This window comes from Streptomyces sp. YIM S03343 (assembly GCF_054729195.1).
Genome location: NZ_JBPUKX010000001.1, coordinates 2320752 through 2337080 on the forward strand (window position 1 = coordinate 2320752; position 16329 = coordinate 2337080).

The following is a 16329-nucleotide window of genomic DNA, read 5'->3' on the forward strand; positions in this document are numbered from 1 at the left end:
CATCCCGCCGGGCGGGACGGGAAGGGGGGCCGCGAGCCGTCCTTTACGCAACTCTGATGCGCGCGGACACGGGCATGAGCACGGACTGACCCTGTCTTTGTGTCATCGCTCCCTGTCGCTCACCTCCGGTCCCTCCGTCTCGTGCGATCCCTTGGTCTCGTGCGATCCCTTGGCGCGGGCGGACCGGGTGCCAGTGCGGCTGGCTGGACACCCGGCCCGTCGATCGGTCGCCTGGTCGGCCTCTCACCACTTCAACGGTCGAGACTCCCGGATGGTTTCACTCTGAGCAACGAATTTCAGGCGGGATTGTCACCGTGCGTGAGAGTCTCCCAGGCGACGAACAGGTTGTTGGTGCCAGCCGGGCGGTTGCGCTCGGTCAGTGCCTGGGTGTTGGTCATGGCCACGCCCCGGCGGTTGTGCATCGCGTTGTAGCCGACCTCGGTGATCGGGCCGAGGCCCAGATTGAGCGAGCCTCCGCACAGCGAGCTCGGCACGGCCGCCCCCAGCTCGTACTTGGCCTGGAATCCGAGGGCCTGCCGCAGGCGTTCGCCGACATCGGTGCCGTAGAGGTCCTGGCCCTGGATCCGGCTGGTCTCGGCGATGTGCGAGATCGAGGAGATGCCGTACCCGGTGTGGGTGAAGTCGCGGCACGTCTCCTGGGTCAGTCCGGTGACGAAGGTCGACTGGCCCTGCCAGTACGAGACGATCTTGGCCTTGGTGTCGAGATGCTGGCTGGGCACGGTCTTCGGCAGATCGCCGTCGGTGGAGAGATAGACGTAGGCGGCGGTGCGGGTGCGGAAGGTCGCCATGGCCTTGTCGTAGGAGGTCTTGTCCTCCAAGAAGACGGAGATGCCCACGGCGGCCTCCGTCATCGTCAGCTCCCAGTTGCCGTTGGAGTTGGAGCCGTTGATCACCTTGGGCAGGTACACGTCCCGGAGCATGGTCGAGAACCGGCTGGAGTTGGACCACCCGCCGGTGTACGTGTACTTGACGATCTCGGCCGCCTTGGCCCACGAGGCACCCGCCCAGCCCGTCTGGAGGGGGGCGTTGCTGTTGGTGTGGTCCTTGACCACGGCGGACCAGGCGTCCATGATCGCGATCGCCTTCTTGGCGTAGCGGTCGTCGCGCGTGATGTACCAGGCCAGGGCGTCGGTGTAGGCGGCGATGGCGTCCTGGCGCTCGTCGGTGCAGCCGTAGTCGGGGTTCGAGTACGGACCGCACTCCACGGTCGCGCGAGGCTTGGGGGTGCGGTTCAGATCGGCGTACTTACTGGCCATCATCTGGTCATACGCACCCTTCCAGGGCTGGGCTCCGCCGAGGACCTTGCCACGGGCGAAATCGAGCTGGGCCTGGGAGACGGTGACTCCGGGGTGCGCGAAGGCCGTGGGGGCGGCGCCCGCGTGGCGGGCTCCGGGCCAAGCGAGCAGTCCGGCCACGAGGGCGGTGACAGCGGCACCGGTGACGAGAGCGGGACGCGCTCCGCGGCGGTGTCGTGTGGGGGTGTCTGACATGGACCGTCCGTTCTTGTACGTGAACGACAGATGGGCTTCTGAACGCGCGCGCACGCCGGACCATAGGTCTGGACCAGACTTCCGTCAAGTTGCTTGGAAACAGGGCCCGTTGAGTCCCTGTTGAGCCCCATGTGGGCACCCCGGCCCCATTTCCCATCCCCTACCCGCCCTGCCCCTCCCTCTGGCCCCCGCCACCCCGCTGCTCCCGGCTGCCGGCTGCCGGCTCCCGGGGCACGGGTGCACGGGGCATGAGAAAAGGGCCGCACCCGGCGCCCGGGTACGGCCCTTCTGTTGATGTGGCCCGCGGTCAGCGGACCTCGGTGATCTCCGGACCGCGCTGGAGCTGGCCCATGCCGCCCGAGAAGCGCGAGGCGCCCTCCTCCTGCTGGGCACCCTCGGGGACCATCTGGGCATCGTTCGGCAGCTTCAGCACGATCGGGTCGCGGGGCGCCATGGGCCCCTCGCCGCGCACCACGACCGTGTCCCTGAAGATCTGCTCGAGCAGCCCGGCGGCCTGCGGCTGCACCGCGCCCTGCCCCGAGATCACACCGCGCAGGAACCAGCGCGGACCGTCCACGCCGACGAACCGGACGACCTGGAAGCCGCCCGTGCCGTCCGGCAGCTGGACGGGCACCTGCGCGCGCAGCTCCCAGCCCAGCGGCCCCTCGACCTCGTCGACGATGCCGCCCTGCTGGGTGATGCCGGACGCGATCTCCTCGCGCACCTCGCCCCAGATGCCCTCGCGTTTGGGCGCGGCGAACGCCTGCAGCTGCACGGCGCTGTCACGCAGAACGACGGTCGCCGCGACGATCGCGTCGCCCGCGACCTCCACCCGCAGCTCCATGCCGTCGACACCGGGCACGAACAGTCCGCCAAGGTCGACCCTGCCCTCACCGGGCTCGCGCACCTCGGAGCCGTCCCAGGGCCCGTCGGGCCTCGGCTCGGGCTCGAGCCGTACGCGCTCCCGCTCGACTTCTTCCTCGTCCGCCTCGGTGTCGACGCTGTCGACGACCTGCTCGGCCTCGCCGGCCGCGTCCTCGGCGGCACCCTTCTTCTTGCGACGTCCGAACACGTCACTGTCCTTCCCGGTCGGATACGACCGAAGCGTATCGATTCCCACCCGTCCGGCCGCCCTCGGCGACCTGACCGCTTGTGCCGCTCCCGCCGCCCACCGCGGCATGGCCACCGGTGGACCCGAAGCCCCCCTCGGCCCGTGCCGAGCCGGGAAGCTCCGCGACCTCCTGGAAGCGGACCCTCTCGACCTGCTGGACGACCAGTTGGGCAATCCGGTCGAAGCGCTCGAACCGCACGGACTCGCGCGGGTCGAGATTCACCACGATCACCTTGATCTCCCCACGGTACCCGGCATCAACCGTCCCCGGGGCATTCACCAGGGCGACGCCGCACCGGGCGGCGAGACCCGAACGAGGATGCACGAAGGCCGCGTACCCCTCGGGAAGCGCGACGGCCACCCCGGTGGGCAGCACGGCACGCTCTCCGGGTGCCAGCTCGCAGCTCTCGGTGGTGCGCAGATCGGCCCCCGCGTCGCCGGGGTGTTCATACGCCGGAAGCGGTACGTCGGGGTCGACGCGCCGGATGAGCACCTGGAGGGGTGCACGGCTCACGGGCCAGCCCGCCACGGGTCCGTCGGGCACGGGGGCACCGGTCACGGGTCCATCGGTCACGGGGGCACCCGTCATGGGCTCACCGGTCAAGGGTTCACCTCGAAGGCGCGGGCGCGGCGGACCTGGTCCGGGTCGTTCATCGCGGCGCGGATCTCCGCGGGACGGCCGTTGTCGACGAAGTGCTCGACCTTCACCTCGATGAAGAGGGCGTCGGCACGGACCGCGACCGGCCCCTCCGGGCCGCCGATGCGTCCGGTGGCGGTCGAGTAGATCTTCCGGCCGGCGACCGCGGTCACCTCGGCCTCCACGTACAGCGTGGTGCCCACCGGCACGGGCCGTACGAAGTCGGTCTCCAGCCGCCCGGTCACCGCGATGGTGCGCAGCAGCCAGTTCAGCGAGCCGAGCGTCTCGTCGAGGGCTGTGGTGAGCACACCGCCGTGCGCAAGGCCCGGCGCACCCTGGTGCGCGGGCTGCACGGTGAACTCGGCGGTCAATGAGACGCCCTCGCCCGCACGGGCCGCCAGATGCAGTCCGTGGGACTGGTTGCCCCCGCAGCCGAAACACTCCCCGTAGTGCGCGCCGAGCAGTTCGCCGGGTGCGGGGGCTTCGGGGTGACGCACCGGTGTCACGGCGTCGGCGGGAGGCTCAAGAGCTGCGGAACTACGACTCACAGCCGCAGACCTTACCCGCGCGTCGGCCCGATTCGGACACCGTGCCAAGCTTGGCCCCATGCAGCCCTCCTCGTCCCCGTACGACGAACGCCTCACCGCTCCCCGCTCCTGGTGGGTGATCTGCTTCCTGGTCGGGATCTCCCTCGCGCTGATCCTGCTGCCGCTGGGCACCCTGCCGTTGCTCGGCGGCCTGGTCGGCGGTACGGCGGCCGCGGCGGTGGTCGCCAGTGCGTACGGCTCGCTGCGCATCCGTGTGGTGGGCGACTCGCTGATCGCGGGCGAGGCGAAGATCCCCGTGTCGGCGCTGGGCGAGGCGCATGTCATGGACGCCGAGGAGGCGCGCGCCTGGCGCACCCACAAGGCCGACGTCCGTGCCTTCCTCCTGCTGCGCTCGTACATCCCCACGGCCCTGCGTGTGGACGTCACCGACCCCGAGGACCCGACGCCGTATCTGTATCTGTCGACGCGGGAGCCGGAGCGGCTGGCGGCCGCCATCGAGACGGCCCGCAAGGCCGCGGCGTAGCGCGCGAGCCCGCAGCACGTCGTAGCGCCTCTGGCACGTCTTCACGGCAGCCAGGGCAGCGACAGCGACCTTCTGGCGCCTTCCGGGCCCCGGTCGGGGCTACGGCGGCCACGGCGGCGTCAGCCGATATCGGTGCCGGTGCCGGACTCTCCGATGATCTCGTCCATCGGAAACGGGTCGGCCGGGGTCTCCAGCGGCGGCAGCTCGGGCAGCGCGTCCCAGGGGACCTGCGCATGTCTGAGGTCCTTGCGGATGCGCGCCGCGAGCCTTCCGGTGTCGCGGTGGTTCATGGCCGCACCGACGGCGGCGCCCACCATGAACGGCATCAGATTGGGCAGGTCACGGATCGTGCGCTTCATGATCTGCTGGCGCAGTTCGCGCTTCATATGGCTGCCGACGGCCGCGTTGACGGTCGACGGCTTGAGCACCTCGATGCCGCGCTCCCCCGACCAGGAAGACAGATACGCGGTGCTGCGGTCCATGAGGCCTCCGGGCGGTCGCAGGCCGTAGACCTCGTGGAGCTCGGCGATCAGCTTCAGCTCGATCGCCGCGACCCCGGTGATCTCGACCGCGATCTCGGTGGGCATCGCGGGCGGCACCGGCAGCATCGCCGCCGCCCCCACTCCGGCCCCGACCGCCGAGGTCGCCGCCGCGGCGCCCGCCACGAGCTTGTCGGCGAGCTGCTCCGGTCCCAGCCCCGGGAACTGGGCGCGGAGCGTGGCCAGGTCACGCACCGGGACGCGCGGGGCCATGTCGATGATCCGGTCGGTGAGATGGCTCAGCCCCGCGCGGGCGCGGTTGCCGCCGTTGCGGACCCCCTGGAGGGCCCTCTCCTGGGCCCTGTCCCGGATCTCGGCCATCCGCCGCCGGGCCGAGGGCACGGCGGGTCGTGTCACCGCCGGGAGGTCGTCCCGGGCGGTCGTAGCGTCGAGCGGGGCCCCTCCGCCGGATGGTCCGGCACCGGATGAGCCCCGCTCGTCGTCGCGTACACGCTGCGGGCCGTCGGACGGCCCCTCGTCCGCTTCCGACCGGGGGAAGCGGCGCTTCCGGGGAGGGGTCGAGCCAGTCACGGCCGACCCCGCCTCAGTCGCAGTCGCGGCAGATCGGCTGACCGTTCTTCTCCCGCGCAAGCTGGCTGCGGTGGTGCACCAGGAAGCAGCTCATGCAGGTGAACTCGTCCTGCTGCTTCGGCAGCACACGGACGGCCAGTTCCTCGTTGGAGAGGTCGGCGCCGGGCAGCTCGAGCCCCTCGGCGGCCTCGAACTCGTCGACGTCGACAGCGGAGGCCGACTTGTCGTTGCGCCGAGCCTTGAGTTCTTCGAGGCTGTCCGAATCGACGTCGTCGTCGGTCTTGCGTGGAGTGTCGTAATCGGTGGCCATGTCGCTCTCCCCCTCTGGGTGTCTGCGGTGTCTCCAGCGCACGTAACGCGCGAGAGGCCGGACTTGTGCCCGACCTGAGGCGGAGATTTTGCCTCACATCAAGGTCTGTTACTCAATCGACACCCAACCGGACTCCTCAAGAGTGATCGGCTTGGATGGCGATCGGGACCGTACACGGTCCGAGGGCCGCACCTCAAAGGCGTCTCACCGAGTACTTCCCGTGATCAAGAGCCCCGAAAACCCGGACTTTCCAGGCTTTACGGCAGGCACTTCGGCCACGGAGAGTATATGGCTGGAAAATCGCCCATGTGATCGATCACACATGCGGCGGTCCGCCGGTTGACCGGAAAATTCCGCGCAAAGCGAACATCCTCCGTGTGTCGGCGGCCTGCTCCCGGTGCCGCAGGGACACCTGCGGCACCCGCTCATTTCGGCACCGGTTCACAGGGGCAGAGTGACGCGCATCACCAGCCCGCCGCCGTCGCGGGGCTGGGCCGCGATGTGGCCGCCGTGCGCCCGGGCCACGGACCGCGCGATGGACAGGCCGAGGCCCACGCCCTTGTCGCTGCCCGTGCGCTCCGTGCGCAGCCGCCTGAACGGCTCGAAGAGGTTGTCGATCTCGTACGCCGGCACGACCGGCCCCGTGTTCGACACCACCAGCACCGCCTGGCCGTGCTGCACCTCGGTGCTGACCTCGACCCAGCCGCCCTCGGGCACGTTGTAGCGCACCGCGTTCTGCACGAGGTTCAGCGCGATGCGCTCCAGCAGGACGCCGTTGCCCTGGACGACGGCGGGACTGCACTCCCCGCGGATCGCGACGCCCTTGGCCTCGGCCTCGGCGTGCACCTGGTCGATGGCCTGGGAGGCCACCTCGGCCAGGTCGACCGGCTTGCGCTCGATGATCTGGTTGTCACTGCGGGCGAGCAGCAGCAGCCCCTCGACGAGTTGCTCGCTGCGCTCGTTGGTCGCCAGCAGGGTCTTGCCGAGCTGCTGGAGTTCCATCGGCGCCTGCGGGTCGGACAGGTGCACCTCAAGCAGCGTGCGATTGATCGCCAGCGGGGTGCGCAGCTCGTGCGAGGCGTTGCCGACGAAGCGCTGCTGGGCCGTGAAGGCCCGCTGGAGCCGCTCCAGCATGTCGTCGAAGGTGTCGGCCAGTTCCTTCAGCTCGTCGTCCGGGCCGTCCATCTCGATACGGCGCGACAGGTCCGAACCCGCCACCGCGCGGGCGGTCCGGGTGATCCGGCCGAGCGGGGACAGCACGCGGCCCGCCATCGCGTAGCCGAACGCGAAGGCGATCACGGCGAGGCCGAGCAGGGCCAGCAGCGACCGGCTGAGCAGGTTGTCCAGGGCGACCTGGCGCTGGTGGTCGATACAGCGGCTGATCGCCGAGTTGAACTCGGAAAGCTTCAGACTTCCCGTGACGGCCGGGCAGTTGTCGCTGGTGACCCTGATGTCCGCGCCGCCGCCGACGATCTTGAACAGGGGCTGGTTGCCCGTGTTCAGGGCCTGGGCGGCCAGCAGATAGATGATCGACAGCAGAAGGATGCCGGCGATCAGGAACATGCCGCCGTACAGCAGCGTGAGCCTTATACGGATCGTCGGGCGCAGCCAGGGGAACGGGGGCTCGGGTCTCCTGGGGTCCCAGGTCGGCTTCGGCGGTGCCTGGGGAGGAGCGGGGGTGGCGGCCACAGTCATCAGATCCGGTAACCCGAGCCGGGGACGGTGACGATGACGGGGGGCTCGCCCAGTTTGCGGCGCAGCGTCATGACCGTCACCCGCACCACATTGGTGAACGGGTCGGTGTTCTCGTCCCAGGCCTTCTCCAGCAGTTGCTCCGCCGAGACCACCGCGCCCTCGCTGCGCATCAGCACCTCGAGAACGGCGAACTCCTTCGGCGCGAGCTGGACCTCCCTGCCCTCGCGGAAGACCTCGCGGCGGTTGGGGTCGAGCTTGATCCCGGCGCGCTCCAGAACGGGCGGCAGCGGCACGCTGGTGCGCCGGCCCAGGGCGCGCACGCGCGCGATCAGCTCGCTGAACGCGAAGGGCTTGGGGAGATAGTCGTCGGCGCCGATCTCCAGGCCCTCTACGCGGTCGCTGACATCGCCGGAGGCGGTGAGCATCAGCACGCGTGTGGGCATGCCGAGCTCGACGATCTTCCGGCAGACGTCGTCGCCGTGCACGAGCGGGAGGTCGCGGTCGAGGACGACCACGTCGTAGTCGTTGACGCCGATGCGCTCCAGGGCGGCCGCACCGTCGTACACGACGTCGACGGCCATGGCCTCCCGGCGCAGTCCGGTGGCCACTGCATCGGCGAGCAGCTGCTCGTCCTCGACGACGAGTACGCGCACGTCGCTGTCCTTCCTCTGTCCACCCGCGTAGCGCCACTCGGGCAGGCGCGGGCAGGGTGTGCGTGAGTGTGTGACCTCCATCCTGCCCTTTTCAGCCATAAGTCGGGGGTAAGGCGGGTGACGGAGCGGCAGGGGTGGGCGCGGGGCCGGTGCGGGGTGGGCGGCAGCGCCCTGCCGTTTGGCACCGGTCCGGATGGTGGTTCGCTCCGGACGTGGACACGGATCTGGACGCGGGCGCGGACGAGGGCCGAGGCCGGGGGACGGTGCAGGTGCGCGGACGGGCAGCCCCAGTCGTTGGACACCGGTCAGGGTGGTGGTCGGACCTGGACATGCATGCGGGCCGGGCCCGGGGCCGGTAAGGATCGGGGCGGCCAGACGGGTCAAGGTGCCGAAGCGGGCACGGGCCAGGGTTCCCGAGGGCACTGGACTGGGTTCCCGGGGCACAGGCCGGGTTCCCGGCGGACGCCCTTCCGGTAGTCGGCCGCCACTCCCGTTGGTGGCCCCCGGCCCGGGTGGTGGTCATCTCCGGGCGTGGACGCGGGCCGAGCCCCGGGGGATGGTGCGGGCGGGTCGGGCGGGAGTCCGGGAATGCGGAATTTTCTCGTGCGGTTGAGGTTTCCGTGGAAGGGAGCGGGGGGAGGACGGCTTTACACCCCGCGATCACGCTCTGTGCGTGTCTGCCGCAGCGCCATGCGGTACGTCACCATCCGCTTACCCGGAGCGGGCGTGGATGTCCGGCACCGAGGCCGCCCGGCAGGGCAGCGCTGGGCACCCCACAGGAGTCGTGATCGCCCCTTCCCGAACGGCACACCCCCGTGCCACCCGACCCACGACCCAGGACGAGGGGGCGCACATGGACGCATTCACCGCAGGACTTCTGCAGCGCATAAGGACGACCGAGTCCGACCTCACTCGGGCTCGCAATGAAGGCGACGACTTCCTCGTCGAGGTGGAGCAGGGCGAGCTCGACGACCTGCGCCGCCTCGCGGCCGAACACGGTGTGGAGGTCGGCGCGTCCAGCGTCTGACAGCCCTAGCGGAGCGGGACCCCGGCGAATCCAGCGCCGGGGTCCCGTTTTGTGTCTGTTGGGTCTCAGTCCCAGGCGAGTCCTGGGTGACCCGCACGGCCCGCCCAGCCGTGACAGGCCGCTCAGCCGTGACGGCCCGCTCTCAGTCGTGCCAGGCCCCGAAGTCCTCCAGGAGGGTCTGGAGAGGCTCGAATACCCCCGGGGTGCCCGCGACCGTCAGATCGCCCGTCGGGCGCTCTCCGGGGCGTCCACCGGTCAGCGCGCCCGCCTCGCGCGCGATGAGGTCGCCCGCGGCCACGTCCCAGGTGTGGAGGCCCTTCTCGTAGTAGCCGTCCAACCGACCCGCCGCCAGGTCGCACAGATCGGCAGCCGCCGAACCGCTGCGCCGGATGTCGCGCAGCAGCGGGATGAGCAGATGGGCGACCTCGGCCTGGTGGGCACGGACCTTGGCGACGTAGTTGAACCCGGTCGCGACGAGCGCCTGGTCCAGGGGCGGTGCGGGGCGGACCGCGAGGACGCGCTCGCCCTCCCACGCGCCGGTGGCCCTGGCCCCCGCGCCGCGCACGGCATGGAACATCTCGCCGCGCATCGGGATCGAGACGGCTCCGGCCACGGTCTCGCCGTCCTTCTCGGCCGCGACGGACACCGCCCAGGTCGGCAGTCCATAGAGGTAGTTGACCGTGCCGTCGAGCGGGTCGATCACCCAGCGGATGCCGCTGGTGCCCTCGACGGAGGCGCCCTCCTCACCGAGGAAGCCGTCGTCGGGGCGGTATCCGGCGATCAGGTCGGTGATCAGCTTCTCCGCCGCGATGTCCATCTCGGTCACGACGTCGATCGGACTGGACTTGGTGGCGGCGACCGCCAGGTCGGCAGGGCGGCCGTCCCGCAGCAACTCGCCCGCGCGGCGGGCGGCCTCCAGGGCGATCCTCAGCAGCTCCGCGTGCAGGGGATCGGTCGCAGGGTCGGTCACGGGGTCGTTCACAATGCTCCTTACGCGTACGTACTGTCGGTGCCCGCGGCGGCGGGGCGGAGGGTGCGGGCCGGGCAGCAGCCGGCCGGGCAGAGGTCGTGGCTGGCGCCGAGCGTGCCCAGAGCGCACCGCGGGATCTCCTGGCCGCGCTCGGTCGCCGCGCGCTCCAGGACCAGCTCACGGATCCCGGCGGCGAACCGTGGGTCGGCGCCCGGGGTGGCCGAGCGGCGCATCGGCAGACCGAGTTCCTCCGCCTTGGCCCTGGCCTCCGTGTCGAGGTCGTAGATGACCTCCATGTGGTCGGAGACGAAGCCGATCGGGGCGATGACGACCGCCGGGACCGCGGCGTCGTGCAGGTCCTGGACGTGGTCGCAGATGTCGGGTTCGAGCCAGGGGATGTGGGGGGCACCGGAGCGGGACTGGTAGACGAGCTTCCAGGGGTGCTCGACGCCGGTGCGTTCGCGGACGGCGTCGGTGACGGTCCTGGCCACGTCGAGATGCTGCCGGATGTATGCCCCGCCCTCGCCGTGGCCCTCGGCCGGACCCGAGGCGTCCGCCGCAGAGGCCGGGATGGAGTGCGTGGAGTACGCGATGTGCGCGCTGTCCCTGACTTCCTCGGGGAGGTCGGCGAGGGCCTCGACCACCCCGTCGATCACCGGCTCCAGGAAGCCGGGGTGGTTGAAGTAGTGGCGCAGCTTGGCGACCGACGGGATCTCCAGGCCCTCGGCCTCCAGCGTGGCCAGGGCGTCGTGGAGGTTCTCGCGGTACTGGCGGCAGCCCGAGTAGGAGGCGTAGGCGCTGGTCGTCAGGACCAGGATGCGGCGGCGGCCGTCGGCGACCATGTCGCGCAGGGTGTCCGTCAGATACGGCGCCCAGTTGCGGTTGCCCCAGTACACCGGGAGGTCCAAGCCATGGTCGGCGAAGTCCTTGCGGAGGGCGTCGATCAGGGCGCGGTTCTGGGCGTTGATAGGACTGACCCCGCCGAACTGGAAATAGTGCCGGCCGACTTCCTTGAGGCGTTCCTGGGGGATGCCGCGGCCTCGCGTGACGTTCTCCAGGAACGGCACCACGTCGTCCGGCCCCTCGGGGCCGCCGAACGAGAGCAGGAGCAGGGCGTCGTAAGGGGTGGCATCGAGCACATCTGGCATGCCCCGATCCTCCCACCCACCACTGACGCCCGGGCACGACGGGTGGCCCCCGGCGGGTGGGCGGCGCGCCGTTGCGGTGAGGCGGCGGGCCATGGCGGGTGAGGCGGCGGCCATAGCGGCAGGGGGAACGTTTGGGCTTTCAGGACCGCCGCGGGAGCCCGGTCAGACGCCCGACCGGCCACCCTGCCGAACCAGCGTGCGCGCCGCGCCGTCAGCGAACGGACCGCCAAGCCCAGGCAACCTGGCACGGCGGACGCGCCGAGCGCCATGAACACGCGAGACGCGAGGGACACGAGGGACACGAGCAAGTCCGCCGCACAACAGACTCCGCTGGCGAGCGGACGACCACAGCGACGCCGTGTCACGCCCACCCGCATGCCACACGGTCCTTCCGCGTCCGCCGCCATCACCCGTCGGCGCAGCCCGTCTGGCGCAGCCCGTCTGACGATCGCCCGGCCACTCGACCACCACGGCCGCCACCCGCACACGGCCCGCACGGCCAATCATGAACACGCCACCCGCTGCCGCAGCGCGCAGCGGCGGCCCGGCCGGCGTCCGTGCCCACGGCCGATCCAGCCCCGCGCGCAGGCACTGCAGGCACGGGACGACACGCCGCGACGCGCCGGGCACCTGCCACGCACGCGCGCTGGACGCCGTACTCACCGACCGCGTTCACCCCCGGCACCCAGCCGTCACCTGCGGCAAGGGGGCCGGAAGTTTCTTAGGGCTACCTAAGTCGTCAGCTGTATTCGCTGGATTCACGCCTGTCGAATACGGCATTCTTGTCCGAGCCGCATTTCCCTCACGTCGCGCCGAGCTGTCGTCCGCGCGTGACCGGACCACCGGAGCGTCCCGTGCCCAGCCCGTACCGCGCCCTGTTCGCCGCCCCCGGCACCAAGGGTTTCTCCGCCGCGGGCTTCATCGGGCGCATGCCGCTGTCCATGATGGGCATCGGCGTGGTCACGATGGTCTCCCAGCTCACCGGACGGTACGGGCTCGCGGGCGCGCTGTCGGCCACCATCGCGCTGGCCGCGGCGGTGATAGGGCCGCAGATCTCACGGCTCGTGGACCTGCACGGGCAGCGGCGCGTAGTGCGCCCCGCGGCCCTGGTCGCGCTCACCGCGGCGGCCGGACTGCTCCTCGCGGCGCATTTCCGGTCGCCCGAGTGGGTGCTGTTCGTGTGTGCCGCCGGAATAGGTTCGGTGCCTAGCCTCGGCGCGATGGTCCGCGCCCGCTGGGCGGTCCTCTACCGGGGCACGCCGCAACTGCACACCGCTTACTCCTTCGAGTCCGTGGTGGACGAGGTCTGTTTCATCTTCGGACCCATCCTCTCCATCGGCCTGTCCACGGCCTGGTTCCCGGAGGCGGGACCTCTGCTGGCCTCGGGCTTCCTGATGGTCGGTGTCTTCTGGCTGACCTCGCAGCGGGCCACGGAGCCCGAGCCGCACCCTCGTGAGCACCACGGCGGTGGCACGGCCATGAGCTCGCCCGGACTCCAGGTCCTGGTGACCACCTTCGCGGCGACCGGGACGATCTTCGGGTCGGTCGATGTGGTCACCGTCGCCTTCGCCGAGGCGCACGGCCACAAGAGCGCCGCGAGCGTCGTCCTGGCGCTCTACGCGGCGGGTTCCTGCCTGGCGGGCATCGTGTTCGGGCTGATGCGTTTCTCAGGGGCGCCCGCGCGCCGGTGGCTGCTGGGCGTATGTGCGATGGCCGTGAGTATGATCCCCCTCCTACTGGTCGGGAACCTACCGTTTCTGGCCGTGGCGCTGTTCGTTGCGGGCCTGTCCATCGCTCCCACGATGATTACGACAATGTCCCTCATCGAAGAGCACGTACCACGCGCGCAATTGACCGAGGGAATGACCTGGGTGAGCACCGGCCTGGCGGTGGGGGTCGCCCTCGGCTCCTCGGTGGCCGGCTGGGTGATCGACGCGGCCGGTGCGCGCTCCGGGTACGGGGTTCCGGCCGTGGCCGGATCCGTCGCGGTCGCGGTCGGTTTCCTCGGGTACCGCCGGCTCAGCAGGCCGGCTACGGGTCGGGGAGGCACCGTTGAGCATCACAGCGAACGGCAGGAACGGCACGTGGCATAACTGGGGCGGCAATGTGGGCGCGCGCCCCGCGCGGGAGGTCGAGCCCGCCTCCGTCGAGGAACTCGCGGCGGCGGTACGGAAGGCCGCCGAGGACGGTCTGAAGGTGAAGGCGGTGGGCTCGGGGCACTCGTTCACCGCCATCGCCGCCACCGACGGTGTGATGATCCGCCCTCAGCTGCTGACGGGCATCCGGCACATCGACCGCGCCGCCGGCACCGCCACCGTGGAGGCCGGCACGCCGCTCAAGCGGCTCAACGCGGCCCTCGCACGTGAGGGGCTGTCGCTCACCAACATGGGCGACATCATGGTCCAGACGGTCTCCGGCGCGACGAGCACGGGAACCCACGGCACGGGCCGCGACTCGGGCTCGATCGCCGCCCAGATCAGAGGCCTGGAGCTGGTGACGGCCGACGGCACGGTGCTCCCCTGCTCCGAGAAGGAGAACCCGGAGGTCTTCGCGGCCGCCCGCATCGGTCTCGGCGCCCTGGGCGTCGTCACGGCCATCACCTTCGCCGTGGAGCCGCTCTTCCTGCTCACGGCCCGCGAGGAGCCGATGCCCTTCGAGCAGGTGCTCTCCGATTTCGACGAACTGTGGGCCGAGAACGAGCACTTCGAGTTCTACTGGTTCCCGCACACGGGCAGCACCAATACCAAGCGCAACAACCGCAGCGCAGGCCCGGAGCGGCCGGTGGGGCGGCTGACGGGCTGGTTCGAGGACGAGTTCCTCTCCAACGGCGTCTTCCAGGCGGCCAATTGGATCGGCCGAGCGGTACCGGCGACGATTCCGGCGATCGCCCAGATCTCCAGCAAGGCGTTGTCCGCACGGACTTACACCGACATCCCTTACAAGGTGTACACCTCGCCACGGCGCGTGCGGTTCGTGGAGATGGAGTACGCCGTTCCGCGCGAGGCCGTGGTCGAGGCGCTGCGGGAACTGAAGGCGATGGTCGACCGTTCACGTCTCAGAATCAGTTTTCCCGTCGAGGTGCGCACCGCCCCGGCCGACGACATCACGCTGTCCACGGCATCCGGCCGTGACAGCGCGTACATCGCCATCCACATGTTCCGGGGCACGCCGTACCAGGAGTACTTCACCGCCGCCGAGCGGATCTTCACAGCGCACGAGGGGCGCCCGCACTGGGGCAAGGTCCACACCCGCGACGCGGAGTACCTCTCCGGGGTCTACCCCCGTTTCGGTGAGTTCCTCGCACTGCGTGACCGGCTCGACCCCGATCGTCTGTTCCAGAACGACTACTTGCGAAGGGTTCTCGGGGACTAGCCCCGACGAGGAACGGCCGACCTACCAGGAACGGCGCCCACCGGGCGCCGTTCACGTCTGCAGCCGCCCCCACAGGAATCGATCGTGCAGGAAGGGGCATACCTACGAAATCAAGAGTTCCGTTTCCGGGGATTGCGTGAAGTGTGCCACTGTCAAGATCAGGAAATGCCGGTCCCGTACGACCAAGTCCCGCTCCTTGCCAGAAGTTGAGCGGCGTGCCCATCCACGCACATGGTCCAAATGGAGTAGTCTTGCGAGCCCTGGGCCCAGTTTCCCGCCAGGGTGCTTCGGGCCCTGCTGGACCGCCAGGAGGGGGCTTGTTGCACAGGGTGACAGGGTCAGTCACTTAGCGTTGCGAATAGGTAACCGTGCCATAACGGCGATCCAGGGCCCGCGCCCGACACGCCGGGCAACTCGGCAAGGTTGTGGCAGGCTGCACCCGGGCAGGCCACACTCGACTAGCGGAAGCAGCGACGCACGTGACGTCGGCAGGCACCACCCGGGAGGTCCCCATGCCCGAACTGCGTGTCGTGGCCGTCTCGAATGACGGCACACGGCTGGTGCTGAAGGCTGCGGACAGCACGGAGTACACGCTTCCGATCGACGAGCGTCTCCGTGCCGCCGTGCGCGGCGACCGTCCCCGCCTCGGCCAGATCGAGATCGAGGTGGAGAGCCATCTCCGCCCCCGCGACATCCAGGCGCGGATACGCGCCGGCGCGACCGCGGAAGAGGTCGCGCAGCTCGCCGGTATCCCCGTCGACCGTGTTCGGCGCTTCGAGGGACCGGTGCTCGCCGAGCGTGCCTTCATGGCGGAGCGGGCCCGCAAGACCCCGGTCCGCCGCCCCGGGGAGAACGCGGGACCGCAGCTCGGCGAGGCCGTGCAGGAGCGGCTGGTGCTGCGCGGTGCCGACAAGGACAGTGTGCAGTGGGACTCGTGGCGCCGCGACGACGGCACCTGGGAGGTCCTGCTGGTCTACCGTGTCGCAAGCGAACTGCACTCGGCGAGCTGGACGTACGACCCGCCTCGGCGGCTCGTACAGGCCGTGGACGACGAGGCCCGCTCGCTGATCGGCGAGGCCGACGACCTCGCCGTGCCCGAGCCGAGTTTTCCCTTCGTACCGCGCATCGCACGGCTGCCCCGCGACCGTGGCCTCGACCGGCCCGAGCGCCCCATGCTGCCCTCGCCGTCACCTGAGCCGGCCGAGGAGAGCGCGGGCGAACGCGACTCACTGACCAGCCTGTTGGAGGCGGTGCCGAGCTTCCGGGGCGACATGGTCGTACCGGAGCGCCCGACGGAACCGTCCGAGGATCCCGGGCAGGAGCCCGTGGCGGAGGAACCCCCGGCGCCCGCCGCGTCGGCAGGGTCCGCCTACGCCGATGTCCTCATGCCGCGCGCCGTCAGCAGCCACCGCGACCGGCTCATCGGTGCCACGGACCGCCAGGCCGAGGCGGACGGTGTCCGCCCGGGCCGCCGGGCGGCGGTGCCGAGCTGGGACGAGATCGTGTTCGGGACACGGCGGAAGAAACAGGAGTAGCCGGTCGTACGACAACGGGGCCGCGCAGCTAGTGCCCCGGCAGGCAACGTTCGCCCCGTCGCGACGCCCGGCACGCACTCTCGCCGCACCGGCCGAAGACCCAAGTACGTCCAGTACGAGGGCCTCCGGCCGGCACGCCGAGAGCACGCACCAGACGCCGCTCCTTCACGGGCGAACGTTGCCTGCCGCGGCACTGGTCGAGTGCGGCGGCGGCCCTGT

General features: G+C 70.5%; 15 protein-coding genes. 5 read left to right on the forward strand and 10 right to left on the reverse strand.

Features of this window, described 5'->3' with window-relative positions:
• Positions 1-296: 296 nt before the first annotated feature.
• From ACSYGN_RS09890 to ACSYGN_RS09905, 4 genes are all read right to left on the reverse strand, one after another.
• Positions 297-1511 carry an alginate lyase family protein gene (locus tag ACSYGN_RS09890; protein WP_460393980.1) on the reverse strand — a complete coding sequence of 405 codons (1215 nt, stop codon included), beginning with the start codon at positions 1509-1511 and terminating at the stop codon, positions 297-299.
• 307 nt (positions 1512-1818) lie between these two features.
• On the reverse strand, positions 1819-2583 hold the full coding sequence (locus ACSYGN_RS09895) for a DUF3710 domain-containing protein (protein ID WP_460393982.1): 765 nt from the start codon (positions 2581-2583) through the stop codon (positions 1819-1821).
• A 1-nt stretch (position 2584) separates the two neighbouring features.
• Positions 2585-3136: a dUTP diphosphatase gene (dut, locus tag ACSYGN_RS09900; RefSeq protein ID WP_460403349.1), complete on the reverse strand. Its 552-nt coding sequence runs from the start codon at positions 3134-3136 to the stop codon at positions 2585-2587.
• A gap of 86 nt (positions 3137-3222) precedes the next feature.
• Positions 3223-3807: a PaaI family thioesterase gene (locus ACSYGN_RS09905; protein ID WP_460393984.1), complete on the reverse strand. Its 585-nt coding sequence runs from the start codon at positions 3805-3807 to the stop codon at positions 3223-3225.
• Positions 3808-3865: 58 nt separating this feature from the next.
• Here ACSYGN_RS09905 and ACSYGN_RS09910 point away from each other — a divergent pair, with 58 nt between their 5' ends.
• A complete protein-coding gene (locus tag ACSYGN_RS09910) occupies positions 3866-4330 on the forward strand; it encodes a DUF3093 domain-containing protein (protein WP_460393986.1) in 465 nt (154 codons plus the stop codon).
• Between the two features lie 119 nt (positions 4331-4449).
• Here ACSYGN_RS09910 and ACSYGN_RS09915 read toward each other — a convergent pair whose 3' ends face one another.
• From ACSYGN_RS09915 to ACSYGN_RS09930, 4 genes are all read right to left on the reverse strand, one after another.
• Positions 4450-5400: a hypothetical protein gene (locus ACSYGN_RS09915; protein WP_460393988.1), complete on the reverse strand. Its 951-nt coding sequence runs from the start codon at positions 5398-5400 to the stop codon at positions 4450-4452.
• Positions 5401-5413: 13 nt separating this feature from the next.
• Positions 5414-5710: a DUF4193 domain-containing protein gene (locus tag ACSYGN_RS09920; protein WP_003993510.1), complete on the reverse strand. Its 297-nt coding sequence runs from the start codon at positions 5708-5710 to the stop codon at positions 5414-5416.
• 441 nt (positions 5711-6151) lie between these two features.
• Positions 6152-7399: a sensor histidine kinase gene (locus tag ACSYGN_RS09925; protein ID WP_460403351.1), complete on the reverse strand. Its 1248-nt coding sequence runs from the start codon at positions 7397-7399 to the stop codon at positions 6152-6154.
• Between the two features lie 5 nt (positions 7400-7404).
• The gene (locus tag ACSYGN_RS09930; RefSeq protein WP_071369401.1) at positions 7405-8058 is read right to left on the reverse strand and encodes a response regulator transcription factor; all 654 of its coding nucleotides are present in this window, start codon (positions 8056-8058) and stop codon (positions 7405-7407) included.
• Between the two features lie 853 nt (positions 8059-8911).
• Between ACSYGN_RS09930 and ACSYGN_RS09935 the strand changes: the two genes are divergently transcribed.
• On the forward strand, positions 8912-9085 hold the full coding sequence (locus ACSYGN_RS09935) for a hypothetical protein (protein WP_460393991.1): 174 nt from the start codon (positions 8912-8914) through the stop codon (positions 9083-9085).
• A 142-nt stretch (positions 9086-9227) separates the two neighbouring features.
• Here ACSYGN_RS09935 and ACSYGN_RS09940 read toward each other — a convergent pair whose 3' ends face one another.
• Together ACSYGN_RS09940 and ACSYGN_RS09945 are read right to left on the reverse strand one after the other, a co-directional pair.
• Entirely contained in the window at positions 9228-10055 is an 828-nt protein-coding gene (locus ACSYGN_RS09940; protein WP_460403353.1) for an inositol monophosphatase family protein, read from the reverse strand.
• A 20-nt stretch (positions 10056-10075) separates the two neighbouring features.
• Positions 10076-11203: a ferrochelatase gene (locus tag ACSYGN_RS09945; RefSeq protein ID WP_460393993.1), complete on the reverse strand. Its 1128-nt coding sequence runs from the start codon at positions 11201-11203 to the stop codon at positions 10076-10078.
• A gap of 854 nt (positions 11204-12057) precedes the next feature.
• Between ACSYGN_RS09945 and ACSYGN_RS09950 the strand changes: the two genes are divergently transcribed.
• From ACSYGN_RS09950 to sepH, 3 genes are all read left to right on the forward strand, one after another.
• Positions 12058-13296, forward strand: a complete 1239-nt coding sequence (locus ACSYGN_RS09950; RefSeq protein ID WP_460403355.1) for an MFS transporter — start codon at positions 12058-12060, stop codon at positions 13294-13296.
• Complete coding sequence (locus tag ACSYGN_RS09955) at positions 13256-14575, forward strand: D-arabinono-1,4-lactone oxidase (RefSeq protein WP_460393995.1); 1320 nt, start codon at positions 13256-13258, stop codon at positions 14573-14575. Before ACSYGN_RS09950 ends, ACSYGN_RS09955 begins: the two co-directional genes overlap by 41 nt.
• A 512-nt stretch (positions 14576-15087) precedes the next feature.
• Positions 15088-16110, forward strand: a complete 1023-nt coding sequence (gene sepH, locus ACSYGN_RS09960; RefSeq protein WP_460393997.1) for a septation protein SepH — start codon at positions 15088-15090, stop codon at positions 16108-16110.
• Positions 16111-16329: the final 219 nt, after the last annotated feature.